Genomic DNA, 22318 nt, shown 5'->3' on the forward strand with positions numbered 1-22318 from the left:
ACACTTGAACGCCTATATATATGTACCGCCTTGAAGATGCCCGAAGCGTTGAACCTGACGTTTCATACATTCCCGAGCGGTACCTTGTCATGCAATCTCCGACTTCAACCTCATCTCATCACCACAACGCCGAGTTGGCGGAATATGGCGTTTTACTGTCACGACTTCGCGATGCTCTGAACTCAGGTATTCACACAGATAATGTCTTTCTACACCCGCAACCCTTCTCGCCGCTGGCTCGAGAGTACGAACAAGGAGACCGTCACGTCGAACGTGAAATGCAGAACATTGGCGGGCAAGTCCGCTCCGATCGCCTGCTCAGCCTCACCCAGGTATTGAAGTATTACGGACTTGAAATGGCGCCGCCGCAAAATAACGCCACCCTCGCCAAAGCGATTCGCGAGCTCGAAGAGCGATGCGCAATCCATCGATTGGGCCTGGAGCAGGGCAATGACATTGCGCTTCTGTTGTCTGTCGATGATCAGCAAAAAATCAACAATGAGATCAGCCTGGTGTTGGGGGATGAAGAGACACCCATAATCGATCGTCTGGCACGAGAAGCCGACTCCCCCATTACCGCCGAACACTTTCGGACCACGCCCAATGACTGCCTGCTGCGCTTGCTTGACAGCCATAAGGCACGTTATCTGGCCGGGCGCTTGCTCGATGTATTGGGCTGGTATGGCGCGCATCCGGGCGAAGAAACCATCCCCGGCCTGGGCATCCGGCTTCTGGCTGAAGCCTTGCGTATCTGGTATCGCCCTTCACCCCAGGAACAACCCGATACCATTGCCGGCTATCGTCTGCGACAAGCCTCGAACCACGGCAAAAGCTATCCATGCCTGCGTCGCGAATTCGAAAATCACCTGCTCGATTCCGGGAGAGTCACGACGGATCTGGAAAAAATCGTCCTCGCGCGCCTGCTGTTGTCGACGTTTCCGATCGAGTTCCAGGTACGGGACATTCCTGCGGATATTCTGTATGCCAGCTCGGTGGTGTGGGTCAACTTCGTCCATGGCGCCAACCTTGCCCATGCTCTCGATCCATGCCAGCTGCAACGCATGACTTTTCAGCAGTTGGTGGATTTCCCGCTCAAGAAAAGCGCAAACGCCTCTGTGGCCTTGCGTAACCTGATAGCACTGACTCGCGCGCCCGCCGCGCTTGCATGGGCTCATGCAACGGGCGCTCTGGCGCCCAACCAGGAAACTGCAGATAAATCACTGCTGTTGCTGAACGCCGTGACGGCGCTGGAAAACCATACCCAGCGCCTGAACGATGCAATCATTCAACTGAGTGCCGAACTACCGCAACGATTGAACGTGGCACAAGAACAGCTGGACAAGGTGTTTGGCGACTCACTGGAAAGTCCGGATAAAATCCGCTTGATGCCCTATGACGGTAACCCGGTAGCCCGCAACAAGCGCAGTATTATGGATACGCCGGACGTGGCGAAAACAACCTGGTCGATGATTGAGGTTTACGCGTCAAAAGGGTTCGATGCGCAAAAAAAATGGTACATCAGCCACAACGGCAAAGTCAGAAACCGCTGGATGTGGCTGGACGATAACGGCAGGATCAAACACGACTATTTGCGAGTAAAAGAAGGCCGTCAACCGTTCTTCGGGAACCCGCCCCCATCCGTTCTTCCCGACTTCAAGACGCTGTTCGACACGCATTTCAACGACTATCTCGCCAAGACCCGATCCGCTTACCAATACCTGATCAATAGCCAGCTCGTCACACTCCCATTGCCTGATCGCCAGGCACTGGAACATGGTGAAGTCAGGTTCTTCACTTTAAAAAACGAAACGGAAAACAGCGCGCCCGATGACGAAACCGCGCAGGTTGCACTCCCGCGCAGGGCGCGCATGGGCTTTGTGCTGCAAGCCACTTATCAGACCAAAGTCACCTACTATGAATGCTTGCCCCGCGCAGGTGTGATCCGGGTACGCCCGGATATTTCAGGCGACAGTGATGACAGGGATTTGTATGTTACCGAACATGCCGATAACCACAGTTCTTCGGTTTGCAGATCCAGCTTGCCATTCGACTGGAACGCGCATCAAACCGGAACGCCCCCAAAAGCGAACGCTTCCTGCGGAGCCATTCTCGACTTGCTGGGTGCTCCCCTTCCTCCCTCGCTGATACCGCCAGCACTGCACAGCAGTTGGCCCAATCTCACACTTTCCTCCCCTCGCACCCTGAAAATCGCTTCTTTCATTGCGCAAAACCTGTTCTATCTTGATGAAAACAAACTTCGTGACGAAGCTTGGGGGGAGCCGACGGAATTAGAGCGTGAGCTGAATAAACAGCACTGGATCCACAGTATCAAGGAATTCATTCCGTTCTGGGGCGCCCTTGAGGACTTGCAATCAGACAGCCTGGGCACCCGAATTCTGGGTGCCATTGGCCTGGTTGTCGATATCGTTTCGTTCGCCATTCCCTTGGGGAAATTCGCCGCCGGCAGTATCAGGTTAGTGGTTCGCGCAGGAAAGATGGGCGTGCGCACGACCCTTCCATTAATGGCTGACGTATCAAAAAAACTCATCACTTCAAGCCTGAAGAATCTCAACCCCCTGGACGGCGTTCCCGATCTTCTGCGGCTCACTGGCCGCGGCTTACAGAAGGCTGGCCGAACAGTCATGTACCTCGAAAACAAAGCGCTGTTCCAACTCAAGAAACTTGCCGGTCGAGTTGATCAGTATGACTTCATCAATCGTCTGCCTCAGATGACCGAGCCGGGACGCTGGAAACCGCTGACGGATGCTGATCAGCTCGCCATTGTCAAAGGCATTGAAGACGTCCCGGTGCGCAATGTCGATGCATCCGGCTCACGCTACTGCTTGCTTGACCCCATGACTTCCCGGCCCTATGGCCCGCGGCTTACCACCCGCTCAGGCGACCTGTCGTTGGGGCGTTCCAGTTACAACACGCTGGAACAGAACAACCACCACGTCGTTGTCGAACTCTCCGAAAACAGCCACGTTCGGGAAGTGCTTGAAGTTGATGGCAAGACAACGCTTTTCATCGACGACCAACCTTATCGGTTGAAGAGCAACGCGCTATGCCGCGCTGACCTGATCGATGACACATACAAGGTGATCCCCTGCCGCGTACGTCGCACGCCCAGCCCCGGGCTGTGCAAGACAAGTTATGTCGTTCGCGACCCGGCCCCGACTCCGGATATCGGGAGCGTCGATGATGTAAAAGGTTGGGCACCCTGGTTCGGAGACACCCTATACATCCCGGCTACCGGCAGAACTGCGATGCGCATTGATGCGATGCTTACGCCCTCGACACTGACCGCCACGATGGAATTTCAAAAGGGCATCTATGGCCGAGTCATGATCAGCGTTCCCGCTACGGGACACGATCTGGTCGATAGCGTGCGCACGGGCGCCACTATCGTCGAAGCAATCGACGGGGCGAAACACTATATTTTCACGCGCCTGGACGCCGGACATTTTTACGTCGCCGAGCGTGCCAAGGGGCAGAACGTATTCGACACTTTGACGTTCAAGAAAGCCGAAACCCTGCCCGAGGCATTGAAAAGCGAGTTGATGGTGATCTACACCGGCTCTCTGAATGCCAACAACATGGTCAGAATCCATGGTCAGGCATCGGTCGAGCGAGCATTGAAAGCCATGGATGACATCGCCATTTCGATTGGTAGCCATGCCAACCCGCCCGATACACTCAAATTGCTCAAGGTTGATACCAGCCCGGGGGAAGCGGCGCTGTTCGATCACTCCACAAGAATGATTGTGCGTAGCTCCACTGATGGTGCTGCAACCTGGTCGTTGTCCAAGGCCGCGCCCGACAGTGTGCGTGAAACAACCGCAGAAATTTTCAATAACCTGTTCGGGAGAACGGTCATAACCGTCAATCCATCGACTCAGACGGGACCTAAAGCATTGAAAATCGATGACACGATGAGGCAACTGCAACGCCTGATCAGCACAAAAACAGGCCGCCCCGTGCATAGCCCCAGGAACATTGCGTTCGCCGAAATCAAGACCAAGGCGGGAGTGCATGAGGTTTATGTCAGCGTTTCCGGCCAACAAGGTGATACCGATTTTCTGCCGTTGTTTGCCAAAAACAGAACTACGAACGAGGTAAAAGTCGGCAACACCCGCTACTTCAATATCGACCGTGGAGCCCGCTTCCCGGAGACGGCACTTAGCGTAACGCCCGAAGGCAAGCTGCAGGCAATCCCCCACACCATCGCCAATATTGAAACATACACACCTGCGCTCACGTCTCGTCCCACCTCGCTGGATACCGAGAGCAAACTCATCGACGTTATTCGAGGCAAATACCCTGACCCCAAGGATCTGAATTCCATCACGATCGCCACCACCATGGCGCCCTGCGACTCGTGTTCGGTTGTCATGAAGCAATTCGCCTATGACGGCAATCCCGATGCACTGGACGTGATCTGGAAGTAAATACTCGCGTTAATCAATGCTGCTGCAAATGCCCATACAGCTTGGCGTACAAACCACCATCGGCAATCAGCTGCTGATGGTCGCCATCCTCGGCAACCTGGCCGCCGTCGAACACCAGTACCCGGTCGGCCTGTTTCACGGCCGACAACCGGTGCGCAATGATCAGCGTGGTGCGGTTGCTCAAGAACCGCGCCAGTGCCTGGTGCAGGTTGTATTCGGTGGCCGCGTCCAGGGCGGACGTGGCTTCATCGAGAATGACCACTTTGGGTTCGGCCAGCACCATCCGCGCAATCGCCAGCCGTTGACGCTGTCCGCCGGATAAACGCACGCCGGAACGGCCGACAACACTGTCCAGGCCGTTGGGCAATTCGCGCACGGTCGTGTGCAACTGAGCAATTTCCAGTGCCTGCCAGCAGGCCTCGTCGCTGCGTTCGCGGCCCATGGTCAGGTTGGCGCGCACGGTGTCGTTGAACAGTGCCGGATGTTGCAAGACCACGGCGACATTTTCACGCACGGTTTCCAGACCGATCTCTTGCTGAGTCGAACCACCGAAACGGATGGTGCCGGCCAGCGGCGTGTACAAGCCCAGCAGCAACTGCACCAAGGTGCTTTTACCACCGCCGCTGGCGCCGACGATCGCGACTTTTTCGCCGGGGGCAATCGACAGGTTCATTTGGTTCAAGACCAATTCGTCGCCGTAGCCGAAACTCAATCCCTGAACTTCGATGCCCACCGTGTCGCGCCCCTGGAACGGGTCGACACTGCCCCTGTATTGCGGCTCATCGGCACGGGCCAGCAACTCGTTGATCCGCGACAGCGCACCGCCAGCGGCGTAAAAGGCGTATTGCAGGTTGAGCAGTTGTTCCACCGGACCGATCATGAACCACAGGTAGCTGAACACGGCCAGCATCTGGCCGATGGACAGGTCGGAAAACAGCACGGTGAGCATGGCCGCGGCGCGAAAAATATCGATGCCGAACTGAAACAGCAAACCGCTGGCACGGTTCGATGCATCGGTTTTCCATTGCGAGCTGACTGCGTAATCACGCACTTCACGCGCTCGCTGGCCCAACCGTCCGAGGAAAAACCCCTGTCGATTACCGGCACGCACTTCCTGGATGGCATCCAGGGTTTCGGTCAAGGCCTGGGTGAAGCGCGAGGTGCTGTCGTTCTCGAGTTTCTTCAGGTGTTTAACCCGCTTGCCCAACTGCACCGTGGCATAGATCACCAGCGGGTTGAACAGCAGGATCAGCAGCGCGAGTTTCCAGTGCATCCACATCAGGATCGAGGCGGTGCCCACCAGCGTCAGCATGGCCACGAGGAAACGACTGAGCGTTTCGCCGACGAATTTGTCCACGGTGTCCAGGTCGGTGACCAGGTGCGTAGTCACCGTGCCGCTGCCCAGGCTTTCGTATTCGCCCAGCGAGATGCACTTGAGCCGTTCGATCAACCGCACCCGGATCCGGTACACGATGTCTTTGGCCAGCGCCGCAAACAATTTCGCCTGCACCACGTTGAACAACAACGCCGCGCAGCGCAGTGCCAGAGTCACCAGCAGCATCAGGCCAATGTAGCCCGCGGCTTTCTGCCAGACATCGGGCAGCGCGTGGTTCATGATTTTCAACGCAGTGTCACCATGGCCCAGCAGTACTTCGTCGACCAGCAACGGCAACAGCAAAGGGATCGGTACGCTGCACAGCGTTGCCAATACCGCGACGCCGTTGGCAATCCACAGGGATTTTTTATGGTGAAGGGCCAGACGACGGATTTCTGCCCAGCTCAGACGGTCGACACGTGCAGGGGCTGGAACGTCGTCGGGCAGGTCATGCACAGGCTGCGCGCTCCAGCCAGCGGCCGAGCAACGGTGACAACACATTCAACGGTTGATACCCATTGGTCAGCAACGCCAATTGACCATCACGCTCTGCCAGCAAGGTCGGAAAACCGGCAATGCCCAGGTCCTGGACCCAGGTGAAATCGGCAGCGGTGGCGGTGTGTTGATCGGCACGGTCGAAGGCGGCGGCGAACTCGATGCGCGGCAAACCGGCCTGCTCTGCCAGCTCCACCAACACGCTGGCATGAGTGACGTCGCGGCCTTCGGCGTAGAACGCATGCTGGATCAACCCGAGCAGTTTCCACGCGCAATCCGGTGCCAGGCTGCGCGCCGTCACCAGCGCCCGACAGGCAGGCTCGGTGTCGTAGACAAAACCGTCGGGCAACGCGCCTTCAAACTTGAACGGTTGGCCGGTGGCCTCGTGGACCGCCTGCCAGTGCTCAAGGATATAGCGTCGAGTAGTCGGCTCCAGCGCCGAGCCGCTGCCGGTGCGCAAACCGCCGACCACCAAATGCACGTCCACCCCCGCTGCCTGCGCCTGCTCGACCAGCGCCTTGGCCACTGGCGCAAAGCCCCAGCACCAGGAACACATCGGATCCATCACATAAAGCAGGCGACATGCTGACATGGTTCAAGCCTCGGAAGGAGTTTGCTTGTAGTTGTAACCAATCGGGTGCGGCAGGTTGCGCGCCTTGGCCAGTTCGATCTGCTTCTGCCGGTCGATGGCGCTGCGACGGGTTTTCTCACTCAGCTTATCCCAGCAATGCGGGCAACTGATGCCGGCCACATAATGCTCGGACGCGCGGTCTTCGACGCTGACAGGCGTACGGCAGGCATGACATTGATCGTAGTCGCCCTCGCTCAGGTCGTGGCGCACGGTCACGCGGTTATCGAACACGAAGCAGTCGCCCTGCCATTTGGTTTCTTCCTGCGGCACCTCTTCGAGGTACTTCAGGATGCCGCCCTTGAGGTGATAGACCTCGTCGAAACCCTGGCTGAGCATGTAGCTCGAAGCCTTCTCGCAGCGAATGCCGCCGGTGCAGAACATCGCGACTTTCTTGTGCACGGCCGGGTCGAAATTGGCTTTGATGTAGTCGGGGAACTCGCGAAAACTGGTGGTCTTCGGATCGATGGCGCCTTCAAAGGTGCCGATCGAGACTTCGTAGTCGTTGCGGGTGTCGATCAGCAGCACTTCGGGATCGCTGATCAGCGCGTTCCAGTTCTGCGGATCCACATAGGTGCCGACCTTTTTGTTCGGGTCCACGCCTTCAACGCCCAGGGTGACGATTTCTTTCTTGAGTTTGACTTTGGTGCGGTAGAACGGCTGCTCGTCGCAGTACGACTCTTTGTGATCGATGTCGTCCATGCGCGGGTCGTTCTTGAGCCAGGCCATCAGCCCGTCAATGCCTTCGCGGCTGCCGGACACGGTACCGTTGATGCCTTCTTCGGCGATCAACAGCGTGCCTTTGATGCCGTTGTCGACCATCGCTTGCAGCAGGGGCTCGCGCAGGGCGACGTAATCTTCCAGGGTGACGAACTTATACAGTGCCGCCACGACAATCTGTTGTGTCATGGGTGATTCTCCAGGTGGCTACCCTCGTAAGGGGTGAACCGGATGCGAAAAAAAACGCGCCGGATGAGCGGCGCGTTGCGGATTCTAGCAAAACGGCAGCCTCAAGCGGCAAGCTTCAAGCTGCAAGTTCGAAGCACGCCTCTTTAACCTTGTAGCTTGCGGCTTGCGGCTTGCGGCTGCTTCTCTCCGCCCGCACAGGTCGGCGAGGCCGGGGCTGCGTCGATCTGTGCCCATTCCTGCGGCGTGTAGGTATGCAGCGCCAACGCATGGAACTCGCCCATCAGTTCACCCAACGTGCCGTACACCTTCTGGTGACGCTTGACGCGACTGAGGCCTTCAAACTGCTGGCTGACCACCACGGCCTTGAAGTGGGTCTGCAACCCACGGCTGTGCATGTGGCTTTCATCCAGCACTTGCAGGTGCTCAGGCTGTAACAGCCCGAGCGTCGATTCGATGCGTTGTTGCATGGTCATCCCTAACTCCGCTCAAGGATTTTTCTTGGCAGGAGCGGCGCCTTTAGGCTCCAGCTCGGCCGTCATGTCAGCCAGCAGTTTGTTGACCACAGGCACCGCGCTTTCCAGCTTGGCCTGGGTCATCTGGGCCGATTGCTGAGTCAGCTGCGGCATTTTTTCCAGGACTTTCTTGCCCAGTGGCGACTTGTAGAACGCGACCAGGTCTTTCAGCTCGGATTCGCTGAAGTTGGTAGTGTAAAGCTTGACCATGTCCGGCTTCAGCTTGTTCCAGCCAATGGCTTGATCCAGAGCGGCGTTGGCCTTGGCCTGGTAAGTTTCCAGCAGGGCTTTTTTCGATTCAGGGGCTTTGGTTTGGGCAAAGCGCTGAGCGAACATTTGCTGCACTTGCATGTACACCGGAGTGCCCAATTTGTCAGCGTGCGCCAGGGTCAGGAAAGCTTCGGCACTGGCGTTGTGGCTGGCGGTATCGGCAAAAACCTGGCCGCTGGCGCAAACCAGTGCAACCGCGGTACAGATGGCACGAAGACGAGTCATCGAGTTTCCTTTTCTAGCAGGCGAGGCAAAACCTCAAGGGCGACCATTCTGCACCTAAAAAAGTGTGTCACTCAACCCCAAGCCTTGTCGCACCTGATTTAGAGGGGCTGAACGGTCAAATTCCAGACTGATGGAACCACGGCCGGCGATCAGGGCCTAAACTGCGCTATCAGACCGACAGGAGTGTGCATGATGAGCCGTATCGAAACCGACAGCCTGGGCCAGGTGGAAGTCCCGGACGACGCTTACTGGGGCGCTCAGACGCAACGCTCGCTGATCAACTTCGCCATCGGCAACGAGCGCATGCCGCTGGCCGTGTTGCACGCCCTGGCCCTGATCAAGAAAGCCGCGGCGCGCGTCAACGATCGCAATGGCGACCTGCCCGCCGACATCGCCCGGCTGATCGAACAGGCCGCCGACGAAGTGCTCGACGGTGACCACGACGAGCAGTTCCCGCTGGTGGTCTGGCAGACCGGCAGCGGTACCCAGAGCAACATGAACGTCAACGAAGTGATCGCCGGTCGCGCCAATGAACTGGCCGGCAACCCGCGCGGCGGCAAGACGCCGGTGCATCCCAACGATCACGTCAACCGTTCCCAGAGTTCCAACGATTGCTTCCCCACGGCCATGCACATCGCGACGGCTCAGGCGGTGCAGCAGCATTTGCTGCCGGCGATCAGCGAATTGTCGGGCGGGTTGGCGGAGTTGTCCGCGCGGCACATGAAACTGGTCAAGACCGGTCGTACCCATATGATGGACGCCACGCCGATCACCTTCGGCCAGGAACTTTCGGCGTTCATCGCGCAACTGGATTACGCCGAACGGGCGATCCGCAGCGCCCTGCCGGCGGTCTGTGAGCTGGCGCAGGGTGGCACCGCGGTCGGCACCGGATTGAACTCGCCCCACGGTTTTGGCGAAGCGATCGCTGCTGAATTGGCCGCCCTTTGCGGCCTGCCGTTCGTTACGGCCCCCAATAAATTTGCCGCCCTGGCCGGCCACGAGCCGTTGGTTACGCTCTCCGGCGCCCTGAAAACCCTTGCCGTCACCCTGATGAAAATCGCCAACGACCTGCGCCTGCTGGGCTCCGGGCCGCGAGCGGGGTTTGCCGAAGTGAAACTGCCGGCCAATGAGCCCGGTAGCTCGATCATGCCCGGCAAGGTCAACCCGACTCAGTGCGAAGCCCTGTCGATGCTGGCCTGTCAGGTCTTGGGCAACGACGCTGCCATCGGGTTTGCGGCGAGTCAGGGCCACCTGCAATTGAACGTGTTCAAACCGGTGATCATCCATAACCTGCTGCAATCGATCCGCTTGCTCGGTGATGGCTGCAGTAACTTCCAGCAGCATTGCATCGCCGGGCTGGAACCGGACGCCGAGAAAATGGCCGAGCATCTGGAACAAGGCTTGATGCTGGTGACGGCGCTGAACCCGCACATCGGCTACGACAAGTCGGCGGAGATTGCCAAAAAGGCTTACAGCGAGGGGCTGACCCTACGTGAGGCGGCGTTGCAGCTGGGCTATCTGACCAATGAAGAGTTCGATGCGTGGGTGCGGCCGGAGGATATGCTGGAGGCTGGCAAGCAGGGGTGAATCTGAAGTGATTGAGTGCCTGGCAGTCAGCCATCGCGGGCAAGCCACGCTCCCACAGTTTTGTGTCGATCCTGAATATTTGTGATCGACACCAAACCTGTGGGAGCGTGGCTTGCCCGCGATGAACGATAACGCGGTCTACCGTGTGACTGCCATCCGCACCCGCCGGGCACGAAGCCCGGCTATCAACGACGGCCCCAACGCCACCAGCGCCGACCCCAACACCACCAGCACCGCCCCGCCATACCCCAGGCCGTTGATCTGCTCTGCTTGCACATACTCCGGCCATAACCATGCGGCCACAGCCACGGCAGCAAAGGTCACCAGCGGCGTGATCGCCAGCGTGGCGCTGACCCGCGAAGCTTCCCAATGGGCCAGGGCTTCGGCGAAGGCGCCATAAGCGATCAGCGTATTCAAACAGCACGCCAGCAACAGCCAGCCTTGCAGCGGACTCAATTGCAGCGCTTCCAGCGGATGCACCCATGGCGTCAGCAACAGCGCGCAGAACAGGTAAATCACCATCATCACCTGCAGCGAATTCCATACCGTGAGCAACTGCTTCTGGCCCAAGGCATAAAAGGTCCAGACCGTGGACGCCAACAGCACCATCAGCACGCCGGCGGTGTAATCGGTCAGGGAGGTGAGCAGTTCACTCAAGCGCTGATTGAAAAACAGCGCAAAGCCGATCAGCAGCACCAACAAGCCAATCCCCTGCCCCACGCTGAACCGTTCCTTGAACACGAACACACTGGCGACCAGCAACATGATCGGGCCCATCTGCACCACCAGTTGCGCGGTACCGGGGCTGAGCAGGTTCAGGCCCATCAGGTACAGCACGTAGTTGCCGACCAGTCCGAATACCGCCATCAACACCAGCCAGCCACCGCGCGGGCCGAGGACTTTGCGACTCGGCAGGCGTTTGCTCGCTGCCAGATAAATGAACAGGCAACCGCCGGACACCAGCAGGCGAAACCAGGTCACCGTCACCGGGTCCATCACCAGCAGCACTTGCTTGAGCTTGATCGGCAGGATTCCCCACAGCAAGGCGGTCAGCAAGGCCAGGCACAGACCATAAACCCAGCGACCCGATGAAATATGCATGCTGACCCCGAAGCCGATTGGCGAAAACGCTCATTCTAGGCTCAGATCGGAGTGCGACACAGGGACAGTTGCCGACAGGCCGCGAATGAAACTGTGCAGGTCGCCCCCTAAAGTTGACGATATGCCGTCGATCAGCTGCCCAGGCATGGCCAGTGGTTCATGCATAAGCTCATTGAAACCGTCACCCGCAGGAGATCGCCCATGTACGGCATGCGCGCCCAAGACAACGCCCCCGCCACCCACTTTCGTTGTGACCGCTTGTGTCGGGTGAATGGAGAGCTGTATTTCACCACGCGGGAACGCACGCTGGAGGGGCCGTTTGAAAACCGGGAAGCAGCGGCGCGTGAGATTCAGGCGTATATCGAGCGGATGCAGTTTTTGTGCATGGGCCGGTAACCGCCGCGCCTGCATCGCGGGCAAGCCCGCTCCCACAGGTTTTGTGGCGTTCGCAGGATTTGTGATCGCCGCTAATTACTGCGGGAGCGGGCTTGCCCGCGATAGCAATGCAACAGTCACTACAAAACCAGGGTACTTACCGCACCGCCTCAAACAACCCCGTCGCCCCCATCCCGCCTCCCACGCACATGGTGACGATGCCGTAGCGCAAGCTACGCCGCTGCAATTCACGCACAATGTGCCCGACCTGCCGCGAACCGGTCATGCCGAATGGATGGCCGATGGCGATCGAACCGCCGTTGACGTTGTACTTGTCGTTATCGATTTCCAGCCGATTGCGGCTGTACAGGCATTGCGAGGCGAACGCTTCGTTGAGCTCCCACAGATCGATGTCGGCAACCTGCAATCCCTTGGCCTTGAGCAACTTCGGCACCGAAAACACCGGGCCGATGCCCATTTCGTCCGGCTGACACCCGGCCACGGCAAAACCGCGGAAGAAGGCTTTGGGCTTGAGCCCCAGCGCCAAAGCTTTTTCCAGGCTCATCACCAGGGTCATCGAAGCGCCGTCGGACAGCTGCGACGAGTTGCCGGCAGTCACCGAACCGTCTTCGGCAAACACCGGTTTCAACCCGGCCAGGCTTTGCAGCGTGGTGTCCGGGCGATTGCAGTCGTCGTGATCGACGGTGCCCTCGAGAATCTGCACCTGGCCGGTAGCCTTGTCTTCAACGCGATACTTCACCGCCATCGGCACGATTTCATCGTTGAACAACCCGGCGGCCTGCGCCAGGGCAGTACGTTGCTGGCTTTGCAGCGCGTACACATCCTGCTCCTGGCGACTGACAGCGTAATGACGCGCGACGATCTCGGCAGTCTGGCCCATGGGGAAATAAATACCCGGCACCTGCTCTTTCAGCAGCGGGTTGATCAGGTTGTCGGTGTTGACGCTTTTCATGGTCAGGCTGATCGATTCGACGCCACCGGCGACGATGATGTCGCTGCAGCCCGAAGCGATTTGATTGGCGGCAATGGCAATGGCCTGCAAGCCTGATGAACAGAAGCGGTTAAGGGTCATGCCACCGGTGCCGATGCCCAGATGCGACAGCACCGCGACGTTACGGCCGATGTTGAAGCCCTGGGCGCCTTCATTGGAGCCGGCGCCGACGATGCAATCCTCGACGCTGGCCGGGTCGACGTCATTGCGCGTGAGCAGCGCATTGACACAGTGGGCCGCCATGTCGTCCGGGCGGGTCATGTTGAACTTGCCGCGAAAGGATTTGGCCAGGCCGGTCCGTACGCTGTCGACGATCACCACTTCACGCATGGCATACACCTCATTGTTGTTGTCAGTCAGGAGTGGGACCGAGCATAAGTCCACCCTATGACTGACCGCGACAATCATTCACCTCGCGTATGCGTCGCCATCGGTTCAGCGCTTGCGTTTTCGCAGTTTCTTCTCGCGTTTGTCGGACTTTTCGAACGCTTCTTCCAGCGCCTGGTTAAGGGTGCGCAGGACCTTGACCCGCGCCCAGCGCTTGTCGTTGGCTTCCACCAGGGTCCACGGTGATACCTCGGTGCTGGTGCGATCGACCATGTCGCCGACGGCGGTGCGGTAATCGTCCCACTTGTCGCGATTTCGCCAGTCGTCGTCGGTGATCTTGAAACGCTTGAAGGGGATTTCTTCACGCTCCTGGAAGCGCTCCAGTTGGGTCTGTTTGTCGATGGCCAGCCAGAACTTGACCACGATCACCCCGGCGTCGGCGATCTGTTCTTCGAAGTCGTTGATCTCACCGTAGGCGCGCAACCAATCCGCCTTGCTGCAATAACCTTCGATGCGCTCCACCAGCACCCGGCCATACCAGGAACGGTCGAACACAGTGAATTTGCCCCGGGCCGGGATATGCCGCCAGAACCGCCAGAGATACGGCTGGGCCCGTTCTTCCTCGGTAGGCGCGGCGATCGGCACGATGTCGTACTGGCGCGGGTCGAGTGCCGCGGCCACCCGACGGATCGCCCCGCCCTTGCCTGCCGCGTCATTGCCTTCGAACAATGCAATCAACGCGTGGCGACGCATGCGCTTGTCGCGCATCAACCCGGAAAACCGTGCCTGTTCGGTAATCAGTTGTTCTTCGTAATCGTCCTTGTCCAGGCTCAGCGTCATGTCCAGGCTGTCGAGCAAATTCACCTGATCGACGCTGGGGAACAAGGGCGCGGCGCTGACTTTGTCCGGATGAATCCTGGGTCTTTTCAGTGCACTTTGCAGGCCATCGAGCAGAATCTTGCCGACTGCCAGGCTTCGATAATTCGCGTCCACGCCTGCAATCACATGCCACGGCGCATAGTCGCGGCTGGTGCGGCGCAGCACCCGTTCGCCGTATTTGACGAATTTGTCGTAGGTCTGCGATTGCTGCCAGTCCAGCGGGCTGATGCGCCAACTGTGCAACGGGTCATCAGCTAGCGCCTTGAGCCGCGCTTTCATTTGTTTTTTGGAGAGATGAAACCAGAACTTGAAGATCAGCGCGCCTTCATCGCACAGCATCTTCTCTAGCCGCTCGGCCCCGTTGATGCTTTGATCGAGTCGTGGATCCTTGAACAAGCCATGAACCCGTCCTTGCAGCATCTGGCTGTACCAGTTGCCGAAGAAAATCCCCATGCGGCCCTTGGCCGGGAGCATCCGCCAGTAGCGCCAGGCGGGCGGTCGCGCCAGTTCTTCGTCGGTCTGCTGGTCGAAGGTGCGAACCTCGATCGAGCGCGGGTCCATCCATTCATTGAGCAACTTGACGGTCTCGCCCTTGCCGGCCCCTTCAATGCCGTTGATCAAAATGATCACTGGAAAGCGCTGTTGCTGCCGAAGTTCGAACTGCGCTTCGAGCAAAGCTTCACGCAGGGCCGGCACTTCGGCGTCATAGGTTTCTTTGTCGATGGTATGACCGATTTCGGCAGATTCGAACATGGAGCAGCTCCTTGGGGATTGAGCAAGACTAGCGGATTGGGCAGGTCGTCATCAGAGAAATTCCCAGGGGCGTTTTTTGTGGCGAGGGGGTAACCATAGATGTAGGAGCGAGCGGTGCGGCAGCGATCGGCTAGAATGGCCACCTTGTCGTTGCCGAGCCTGCCATGAAACCTGTATTGCCCCACGCCCAACTCGATTGGGACGCTCAAGGTCGTCCGCGTTCGCGGGTGTTCGATGATGTGTATTTTTCCGACCAGTCGGGCCTTGAAGAAACCCGATACGTGTTTCTGCAGCAAAACGATTTGCACGAGCGTTTCGCCGCCTTGCCGGCGGATGGACGACTGGTGATTGGCGAGACCGGATTCGGCACCGGGCTGAATTTTCTCTGTGCCTGGCAGTTGTTCGAACAACAGGCGGTGGCCGGCGCGCGACTGCATTTTGTCAGCGTCGAAAAGTACCCGCTGAGCGCGCCCGATCTGCAACGGGCCTTGGCGTTATGGCCGGAACTCAAGCCGTTTGCCGATCAATTGCTGGCGCAATACGTCGCGATCCATCAAGGCTTTCAGCGCCTGGTGCTGGACAACGGCCGCGTCACCCTGACCTTGCTGATCGGCGATGCACTGGAGCAGTTGCCACAACTGGATGCGCAGATCGACGCCTGGTTTCTCGACGGTTTCGCCCCGGCGAAAAACCCCGACATGTGGACCGCCGAATTGTTCGCCGAACTGGCGCGCCTGGCGGCACCCGGCTCGACCATCAGCACCTTCACCAGCACCGGTTGGGTGCGCCGGCTGCTGAACGCGGCAGGTTTCAAGATGAAGCGCACCCCGGGCATCGGCCATAAATGGGAAATTCTGCGGGGCACGTTCCTCGGTTGGCCTGAAGAGACCGCTAAACCAGCCATGGCAAAACCCTGGTTCGCTCGCCCACAGCCGCTGACCGGCGAACGCCGCGCCTTGGTGATCGGTGCCGGGCTGGCCGGTTGCGCCAGTGCCGCCAGCCTGGCCGCGCGGGGTTGGCACGTGAGCTTGCTGGACCGCCACGCAGCACTGGCGCAGGAAGCCTCGGGCAATCCTCAGGGCGTGTTGTACCTCAAGCTTTCGGCCCACGGCACAGCGTTGTCGCAATTGATCGTCAGCGGTTTTGGCTACACCCGCCGTCTGCTGGAACAACTGCAGCGTGGCGTCGACTGGGACGATTGCGGGGTCTTGCAACTGGCCTTCAATGCCAAAGAAGCCGAACGTCAGGCGCAATTGGCCTCGGCCTTTTCACCGAGCCTGGTGCACCTGCTCGATCAACCCCAGGCCCAGGCCCGGGCCGGCATCGAATTGGCCCACGGCGGCTTGTTCTACCCTGAAGGCGGCTGGGTTCATCCGCCCGCGTTGTGCCAGTGGCAGGCGGGCTCAGCGAACATCCAGTGGCTGCCCCATCGCGACGTGCTGGAACTGCGCAAGGTCGATGATCAGTGGCAAGCCTGGAACGGCGATACGTTGCTGGCCAGTGCGCCGGTGGTGATACTGGCCGGCGCCGCCGAGATCAAGCGTTTTCCTCAAAGCGCCGATTTGCCCCTCAAACGCATTCGCGGCCAGATCACCCGACTGACGCAAACCCCTGAAAGCCAGCGCCTGGCCACCGTGGTCTGCGCAGAAGGCTATGTAGCGCCCGCACGCCTGGGCGAACACACCCTCGGCGCCAGTTTCGATTTCAAAAGCGATGAGCTCGCCCCAACTGTCGCCGAACACCTCGGCAACCTGGCGTTGCTCGAGGAAATTTCCACTGACCTGGTCGCCCGTCTGCATGCTCCAGAACTGGACCCGCAACAGCTTGAAGGACGCGCGGCATTTCGCTGTACCAGCCCGGACTACCTGCCGATCGTCGGACCGTTGGCCGACCAGGCTGCCTTCGTCCAAGCCTATGCCGCGCTGAGCAAAGATGCCCGGCAAGTGCCCGATGCGCCCTGCCCATGGCTTGAGGGGTTTTACGTCAACAGCGGTCATGGTTCTCGCGGCTTGATCACCGCGCCATTGTCTGGCGAGTTGTTGGCGGCATGGCTTGAAAATGAGCCGCTGCCCTTGCCCAGAACCGTGGCCGAGGCCTGCCATCCCAATCGTTTTGCCTTGCGCCAGTTGATTCGCGGAAAAGCCTGATCCATGGGCATATAACTTATCGGTCTAAAACTCCAGGGGTTCAGCTGGGTCAGTTTCCGGGTACCCGCCGTTTTTGGCGAGGTATCGATTGACCCTCCCCAACGGAAAAACCGGTAAGGACTTATGTGCGGATTAGCTGGAGAATTACGTTTCGACCATCAACCTGCGGACCTCGCAGCCATTGAACGAATCACCCATCACCTGGCCCCTCGTGGCCCCGACGCATGGGGTTTCCACAGCCAGGGGCCGATTGCCCTGGGCCATCGGCGCCTGAAAATCATGGACCTGTCGGACGGCTCGGCCCAGCCGATGATCGACCACCAACTGGGCCTGTCCCTGGCCTTCAACGGCGCGATCTACAACTTCCCGGAACTGCGCACTGAGCTTGAAAACCTCGGTTACGCCTTCTACTCCGATGGCGACACCGAAGTGCTGCTCAAGGGGTATCACGCCTGGGGCGAAGCTCTGTTACCCAAACTCAATGGCATGTTTGCCTTCGCCATTTGGGAGCGCGACGCCAAGCGTCTGTTCATGGCCCGCGACCGTCTCGGCGTGAAGCCGTTGTACCTGTCGCGCACCGGTCAACGCCTGCGCTTTGCCTCCTCCCTGCCGGCCTTGCTCAAGGGCGGCGACATCAACCCGATCCTCGACCCGGTGGCGCTCAATCATTATCTGAATTTCCACGCCGTGGTTCCGGCCCCGCGCACCTTGCTGGCGGGCATCGAGAAACTGCCCCCGGCGAGCTGGATGCGTATCGACGCGGACGGCAGCACCGAGCAGAAAACCTGGTGGACCCTGCCCTACGGCCCACATGCCGACGAAGTGAACCTGACCCTCGAAGACTGGCGCGACCGCGTGCTCGACAGCACCCGCGATGCGGTGGCGATCCGTCAACGGGCGGCGGTGGATGTTGGCGTGCTGCTTTCCGGCGGCGTCGATTCAAGTCTGTTGGTAGGCCTGTTGCGCGAAGTCGGGGTCGAAAATCTGTCGACCTTTTCCATCGGTTTCCAGGATGCCGGCGGCGAGCGCGGTGACGAATTCCAGTATTCGGACCTGATCGCCAAACACTACGGCACGCAACACCATCAACTGCGCATCGACGAAAAAGAGATCATCGAGCAACTGCCCGCGGCGTTTCGCGCCATGAGCGAGCCGATGGTCAGCCATGACTGCATCGCGTTCTATCTGCTGTCGCGGGAAGTGGCCAGGCATTGCAAGGTGGTGCAAAGCGGCCAGGGCGCAGACGAGTTGTTCGCCGGGTATCACTGGTATCCGCAAGTGGATGGTGCGAGCGATCCGTATGCGGCGTATCGCGATGCGTTTTTCGACCGCAGCTACGCCGATTACGCCGCCACGGTGCAGCCGAAGTGGCTGACGGCCAACGACGCGGCCGGCGACTTCGTGAAGGAGCATTTCGCCCAGCCCGGTGCCGACGCAGCCGTGGACAAAGCCTTGCGCCTGGACAGCACCGTGATGCTGGTGGATGACCCGGTCAAACGCGTCGACAACATGACCATGGCCTGGGGTCTGGAAGCGCGTACGCCGTTTCTCGACTATCGCCTGGTGGAGTTGTCGGCGCGGGTGCCGGGCAAGTTCAAACTGCCCGATGGCGGCAAGCAAGTCTTGAAAGAAGCGGCGCGGCTGGTCATTCCCAGTGAAGTGATCGACCGCAAAAAGGGTTACTTCCCGGTCCCCGGCCTCAAGCATTTGCAGGGTGACACGCTGAACTGGGTGCGCGAACTTCTGCTCGATCCGAGTCAGGATCGTGGCCTGTTCAACCCCGCCATGCTCGACCGCCTGCTGACCGATCCACAAGGTCAACTGACCCCGTTGCGCGGCTCCAGGCTGTGGCAATTGGCAGCCCTGAACCTGTGGCTCAGTGAACAAGGAATCTGATCGATGAAACCTCACGCCACGGCTTATAGCCAACGCTTGTTGCGCGGTCAGACGCCCTCTTATGAACGCCTGCAGGCGCGCCTGGCCGAAGACGGCAGCGAATTGGGCGCCGCGCCAATCGCGGTGCATTGCGGTTGGGGCCGGCTGCTGATCGGCCATACCTTTCCCGATGCGGCGAGCCTTGCCCAAGAGTTGCTCAATGAGCAACCCGGTGAGCGGGACATCGCCTTGTACGTTGCCGCGCCCCAGCAAGTGTTGGGGCTGGAGCCGGCGCAACTGTTTCTCGACCCCTCCGACACCTTGCGCCTGTGGTTCAGCGATTACCGTCAGGCCACCCGAGTGTTTCGCGGTTTTCGCATCCGTCGGGCGCAAAGCGAGGCGGACTGGCAGGCCATCAATCAGCTGTATCAGGCACGCGGCATGCTGCCCATCGATGCGAACTTGCTGACGCCCCATCACCAGGGCGGCCCGGTTTACTGGCTGGCCGAAGATGAGGACAGCGGCACCATCATCGGCAGTGTCATGGGCCTGAATCATCACAAGGCCTTCAATGACCCGGAAAATGGCAGCAGCCTGTGGTGCCTGGCGGTCGATCCCCGCTGTTCGCGCCCAGGCGTCGGTGAGGTGCTGGTGCGGCACTTGATCGAACACTTCATGAGCCGTGGCCTGAGTTACCTGGACCTATCGGTGCTGCACAACAACCGTCAGGCGAAATGTCTTTACGCCAAGCTCGGTTTTCGCAATTTGTCGACCTTCGCCATCAAGCGCAAGAACGGCATCAACCAGCCGTTGTTTCTTGGCCCTGGCCCGCAAGCCGAGTTCAATCCGTATGCGCGGATCATCGTCGAGGAGGCGCATCGGCGCGGCATTGATGTGCAGGTGGATGACGCGCAAGCCGGTTTGTTCACCTTGATTCACGGCAGTCGTCGGGTACGTTGCCGCGAATCCCTGAGCGACCTGACCAGCGCCATCAGCATGACGTTGTGCCAGGACAAAAGCCTGACCCACAAAGTGCTGAAAAACGCCGGTCTGGCACTGCCCGCCCAACAACTGGCGGGGAGCGTGGACGACAACCTGGCGTTTCTCGACGAGCACCAACGGGTGGTGGTCAAACCGCTGGACGGTGAACAAGGCCAAGGGGTGGCGGTGGATCTACGCACTATCGAAGAGGTCCAGCACGCCATCGAAAACGCCCGCACCTTCGACAGTCGAGTGCTGCTGGAAAGCTTCCATGAAGGCCTCGACTTACGGATTCTGGTGATCGGCTTCGAAGTGGTCGCCGCCGCCATTCGCCGACCGGCGGAAGTGGTGGGCGATGGTCAGCATTCCATCGGTGCGCTGATCGAGGCCCAGAGCCGTCGCCGTCAGGCAGCAACCAGCGGTGAAAGCAAAATTCCGCTGGACCACGAGACCCAGCGCACCGTGCAGGCGGCAGGTTACGACTACAGCAGCATTCTGCCGGCCGGTGAGCATCTGTTCGTGCGGCGCACGGCCAATCTTCATACCGGCGGCATTCTTGAAGACGTCACGGCGATTTTGCATCCAACCTTGGTGGACGCGGCGGTGCGTGCGGCGCGGGCGCTGGATATTCCGATGGTCGGGCTCGACCTGATGGTGCCGGCCGCCGACCAGCCACAGTATGTGTTTATCGAAGCCAATGAACGCGCCGGGCTGGCCAACCATGAACCGCAGCCGACGGCCGAGCGGTTTGTGGATTTGCTGTTTCCGCATAGTCATCCGGCGGCCTCTTAGTAATGCAGTGCCTGGACGGGCGTCTTCGCGGGCAAGCCTCGCTCCTACAGATATGAGGCGACGATACCAATTCTGTAGGAGCGAGGCTTACCCGCGAAGGCGGCCTGACAGGCAACGTAGATTTCCTTTCATGATCGTTCCCACGCTCTGCGTGGTAATGACTCCTCGGACGCTCCGCGTCCACTTGGGACGCAGAGCGTCCCTGGCTGCATTCCCACGCGGAGCATGGGAACGATCAGCCCTCACGTCATCAGGAGTTTCCATGACCCGCAAGATTCCCGAACCGGATCTCGATTATCTGCAAAAAGTCCTGCTGGAAATGCTCGCCATTCCCAGCCCCACCGGCTTCACCGACACCATCGTGCGTTACGTCGCCGAGCGTCTCGAAGAGCTGGGCATTCCCTTTGAGATGACCCGTCGTGGCACCATCCGCGCCACCCTCAAGGGCAAGAAAAACACCCCGGACCGTGCCGTCTCCGCCCACCTGGACACCATTGGCGCGGCGGTTCGCGCGATCAAGGACAACGGTCGCCTGACCCTGGCGCCGGTCGGTTGCTGGTCCAGCCGTTTTGCCGAAGGCAGCCGTGTCAGTCTGTTCACCGACAACGGCGTGATCCGCGGCAGCGTGTTGCCGTTGATGGCTTCCGGGCACGCATTCAATACTGCCGTGGATGAACTGCCGATCAGTTGGGATCACATCGAATTGCGCCTGGACGCCTACTGCGCCACCCGCGCCGATTGCGATTCGCTGGGGATCAGCGTCGGCGATTTCGTCGCCTTCGACCCGTTGCCGGAGTTCACCGAAAGCGGCCACATCAGCGCCCGTCACCTCGACGACAAGGCCGGCGTTGCCGCACTGCTGGCGGCGCTCAAAGCCATTGTCGACAGCGGCGAAGAACTGATGATCGACTGCCATCCGCTGTTCACCATCACCGAAGAAACCGGCAGCGGTGCAGCGGCTGCGCTGCCTTGGGATGTCAGTGAATTCGTCGGCATCGACATCGCGCCGGTCGCGCCCGGCCAGCAATCCAGCGAACACGCGGTGAGCGTGGCGATGCAGGATTCCGGCGGGCCTTATGACTATCACTTGTCCCGCCACCTGCTGCGGCTTGCCAGCGACAACGAACTGCCGGCGCGTCGCGACCTGTTCCGCTATTACTTCAGCGATGCTCACTCTGCCGTTACGGCCGGCCACGACATTCGCACCGCCCTGCTCGCTTTCGGTTGCGATGCAACCCACGGTTATGAACGCACCCACATCGACAGCCTAGCCGCCCTCAGCCGCCTGCTCGGCGCCTACATCCTCAGCCCGCCAGTGTTCGCCAGCGATGCACAACCGGCCAAGGGCTCACTGGACCGGTTCAGTCATCAGCTCGAACACGAGACGCAGATGGAAAGCGATACCCGGGTGCCGTCGGTGGACAGCTTGATCGGGCAGCGTTCAGACGGTTGATTGTTTCCTACGAGCGTCCCCTGAGGCATTCCCACGCAGAGCGTGGGAACGATCAAGACGCAATATCCCGCACGACGCGTACCTAATGAAATGGCTACCCCCGCCTCCCCCCCTGTGATCGCCCACTAAGCTTTCACCGGGGGCTCATCGGAGATCATTGCCATGAACAACGTA

The 22318-nt window shown here is 59.6% G+C and carries 15 protein-coding genes; 7 read left to right on the plus strand and 8 right to left on the minus strand.

Annotation, left to right across the window (positions count from 1 at the left end; all coding sequences use genetic code 11):
- The first annotated feature begins 89 nt into the window (after nt 1–89).
- Nucleotides 90–4448 (plus strand): deaminase domain-containing protein, encoded by a 4359-nt coding sequence (locus tag FHW68_RS24010; RefSeq protein ID WP_183683440.1) that lies wholly within the window; start codon nt 90–92, stop codon nt 4446–4448.
- Nucleotides 4449–4461: 13 nt separating this feature from the next.
- Here FHW68_RS24010 and FHW68_RS24015 read toward each other — a convergent pair whose 3' ends face one another.
- The 5 genes from FHW68_RS24015 to FHW68_RS24035 form a co-directional block, all read right to left on the minus strand.
- Complete coding sequence (locus FHW68_RS24015) at nt 4462–6279, minus strand: ABC transporter ATP-binding protein (protein WP_095634959.1); 1818 nt, start codon at nt 6277–6279, stop codon at nt 4462–4464.
- On the minus strand, nt 6272–6874 hold the full coding sequence (locus FHW68_RS24020) for a DsbA family protein (protein WP_183683455.1): 603 nt from the start codon (nt 6872–6874) through the stop codon (nt 6272–6274). The genes FHW68_RS24015 and FHW68_RS24020 overlap by 8 nt, the downstream gene beginning before the upstream one ends.
- A 39-nt stretch (nt 6875–6913) precedes the next feature.
- Nucleotides 6914–7855 carry a rhodanese-related sulfurtransferase gene (locus FHW68_RS24025; RefSeq protein ID WP_095634957.1) on the minus strand — a complete coding sequence of 314 codons (942 nt, stop codon included), beginning with the start codon at nt 7853–7855 and terminating at the stop codon, nt 6914–6916.
- Between the two features lie 143 nt (nt 7856–7998).
- A complete protein-coding gene (locus FHW68_RS24030; RefSeq protein ID WP_095634956.1) occupies nt 7999–8328 on the minus strand; it encodes a BolA family transcriptional regulator in 330 nt (109 codons plus the stop codon).
- 12 nt (nt 8329–8340) lie between these two features.
- Nucleotides 8341–8862 carry a DUF2059 domain-containing protein gene (locus FHW68_RS24035; RefSeq protein ID WP_183683442.1) on the minus strand — a complete coding sequence of 174 codons (522 nt, stop codon included), beginning with the start codon at nt 8860–8862 and terminating at the stop codon, nt 8341–8343.
- 192 nt (nt 8863–9054) lie between these two features.
- Here FHW68_RS24035 and FHW68_RS24040 point away from each other — a divergent pair, with 192 nt between their 5' ends.
- Complete coding sequence (locus FHW68_RS24040) at nt 9055–10449, plus strand: class II fumarate hydratase (protein ID WP_095634954.1); 1395 nt, start codon at nt 9055–9057, stop codon at nt 10447–10449.
- A 138-nt stretch (nt 10450–10587) separates the two neighbouring features.
- Here FHW68_RS24040 and FHW68_RS24045 read toward each other — a convergent pair whose 3' ends face one another.
- Nucleotides 10588–11550, minus strand: a complete 963-nt coding sequence (locus FHW68_RS24045) for a DMT family transporter (protein WP_095634953.1) — start codon at nt 11548–11550, stop codon at nt 10588–10590.
- Nucleotides 11551–11751: 201 nt separating this feature from the next.
- Between FHW68_RS24045 and FHW68_RS24050 the strand changes: the two genes are divergently transcribed.
- Entirely contained in the window at nt 11752–11946 is a 195-nt protein-coding gene (locus FHW68_RS24050; protein ID WP_095634952.1) for a DUF6316 family protein, read from the plus strand.
- A 136-nt stretch (nt 11947–12082) separates the two neighbouring features.
- On the opposite strand, the gene FHW68_RS24055 is transcribed toward FHW68_RS24050, so the two are convergent.
- Both FHW68_RS24055 and pap read right to left on the minus strand, forming a co-directional pair.
- Nucleotides 12083–13267: a thiolase family protein gene (locus FHW68_RS24055; RefSeq protein ID WP_183683444.1), complete on the minus strand. Its 1185-nt coding sequence runs from the start codon at nt 13265–13267 to the stop codon at nt 12083–12085.
- A gap of 105 nt (nt 13268–13372) precedes the next feature.
- Nucleotides 13373–14896, minus strand: coding sequence for a polyphosphate:AMP phosphotransferase (pap, locus tag FHW68_RS24060; RefSeq protein WP_095634950.1), 1524 nt, complete (start codon nt 14894–14896; stop codon nt 13373–13375).
- 164 nt (nt 14897–15060) lie between these two features.
- On the opposite strand from pap, the gene mnmC reads away from it, so the two are divergent.
- From mnmC to FHW68_RS24080, 4 genes are all read left to right on the plus strand, one after another.
- The gene (gene mnmC, locus FHW68_RS24065; protein WP_095634949.1) at nt 15061–17043 is read left to right on the plus strand and encodes a bifunctional tRNA (5-methylaminomethyl-2-thiouridine)(34)-methyltransferase MnmD/FAD-dependent 5-carboxymethylaminomethyl-2-thiouridine(34) oxidoreductase MnmC; all 1983 of its coding nucleotides are present in this window, start codon (nt 15061–15063) and stop codon (nt 17041–17043) included.
- A 123-nt stretch (nt 17044–17166) separates the two neighbouring features.
- Nucleotides 17167–18939 carry an N-acetylglutaminylglutamine amidotransferase gene (locus tag FHW68_RS24070; RefSeq protein WP_183683446.1) on the plus strand — a complete coding sequence of 591 codons (1773 nt, stop codon included), beginning with the start codon at nt 17167–17169 and terminating at the stop codon, nt 18937–18939.
- A gap of 3 nt (nt 18940–18942) precedes the next feature.
- Nucleotides 18943–20691 carry an N-acetylglutaminylglutamine synthetase gene (gene ngg, locus FHW68_RS24075; protein ID WP_183683448.1) on the plus strand — a complete coding sequence of 583 codons (1749 nt, stop codon included), beginning with the start codon at nt 18943–18945 and terminating at the stop codon, nt 20689–20691.
- A gap of 262 nt (nt 20692–20953) precedes the next feature.
- Nucleotides 20954–22144, plus strand: a complete 1191-nt coding sequence (locus tag FHW68_RS24080) for an osmoprotectant NAGGN system M42 family peptidase (RefSeq protein WP_095634946.1) — start codon at nt 20954–20956, stop codon at nt 22142–22144.
- Nucleotides 22145–22318: the final 174 nt, after the last annotated feature.

The sequence above is a fragment of the Pseudomonas sp. Tn43 genome, from assembly GCF_014192635.1.
Taxonomy (GTDB): domain Bacteria; phylum Pseudomonadota; class Gammaproteobacteria; order Pseudomonadales; family Pseudomonadaceae; genus Aquipseudomonas.

What these genes read in the sequence shown, in the direction of transcription:
- ngg (WP_183683448.1), top strand. Translation starts at nt 18,943, where the DNA reads ATGAAACCTCACGCCACGGCTTATAGCCAACGCTTGTTGCGCGGTCAG.
- FHW68_RS24025 (WP_095634957.1), bottom strand. Translation starts at nt 7,855, where the DNA reads ATGACACAACAGATTGTCGTGGCGGCACTGTATAAGTTCGTCACCCTG.
- FHW68_RS24020 (WP_183683455.1), bottom strand. Translation starts at nt 6,874, where the DNA reads ATGTGTTCCTGGTGCTGGGGCTTTGCGCCAGTGGCCAAGGCGCTGGTC.
- FHW68_RS24055 (WP_183683444.1), bottom strand. Translation starts at nt 13,267, where the DNA reads ATGCGTGAAGTGGTGATCGTCGACAGCGTACGGACCGGCCTGGCCAAA.
- FHW68_RS24080 (WP_095634946.1), top strand. Translation starts at nt 20,954, where the DNA reads ATGACCCGCAAGATTCCCGAACCGGATCTCGATTATCTGCAAAAAGTC.
- FHW68_RS24035 (WP_183683442.1), bottom strand. Translation starts at nt 8,862, where the DNA reads ATGACTCGTCTTCGTGCCATCTGTACCGCGGTTGCACTGGTTTGCGCC.
- FHW68_RS24070 (WP_183683446.1), top strand. Translation starts at nt 17,167, where the DNA reads ATGTGCGGATTAGCTGGAGAATTACGTTTCGACCATCAACCTGCGGAC.
- FHW68_RS24040 (WP_095634954.1), top strand. Translation starts at nt 9,055, where the DNA reads ATGAGCCGTATCGAAACCGACAGCCTGGGCCAGGTGGAAGTCCCGGAC.
- pap (WP_095634950.1), bottom strand. Translation starts at nt 14,896, where the DNA reads ATGTTCGAATCTGCCGAAATCGGTCATACCATCGACAAAGAAACCTAT.
- mnmC (WP_095634949.1), top strand. Translation starts at nt 15,061, where the DNA reads ATGAAACCTGTATTGCCCCACGCCCAACTCGATTGGGACGCTCAAGGT.
- FHW68_RS24010 (WP_183683440.1), top strand. Translation starts at nt 90, where the DNA reads ATGCAATCTCCGACTTCAACCTCATCTCATCACCACAACGCCGAGTTG.
- FHW68_RS24030 (WP_095634956.1), bottom strand. Translation starts at nt 8,328, where the DNA reads ATGACCATGCAACAACGCATCGAATCGACGCTCGGGCTGTTACAGCCT.
- FHW68_RS24045 (WP_095634953.1), bottom strand. Translation starts at nt 11,550, where the DNA reads ATGCATATTTCATCGGGTCGCTGGGTTTATGGTCTGTGCCTGGCCTTG.
- FHW68_RS24050 (WP_095634952.1), top strand. Translation starts at nt 11,752, where the DNA reads ATGTACGGCATGCGCGCCCAAGACAACGCCCCCGCCACCCACTTTCGT.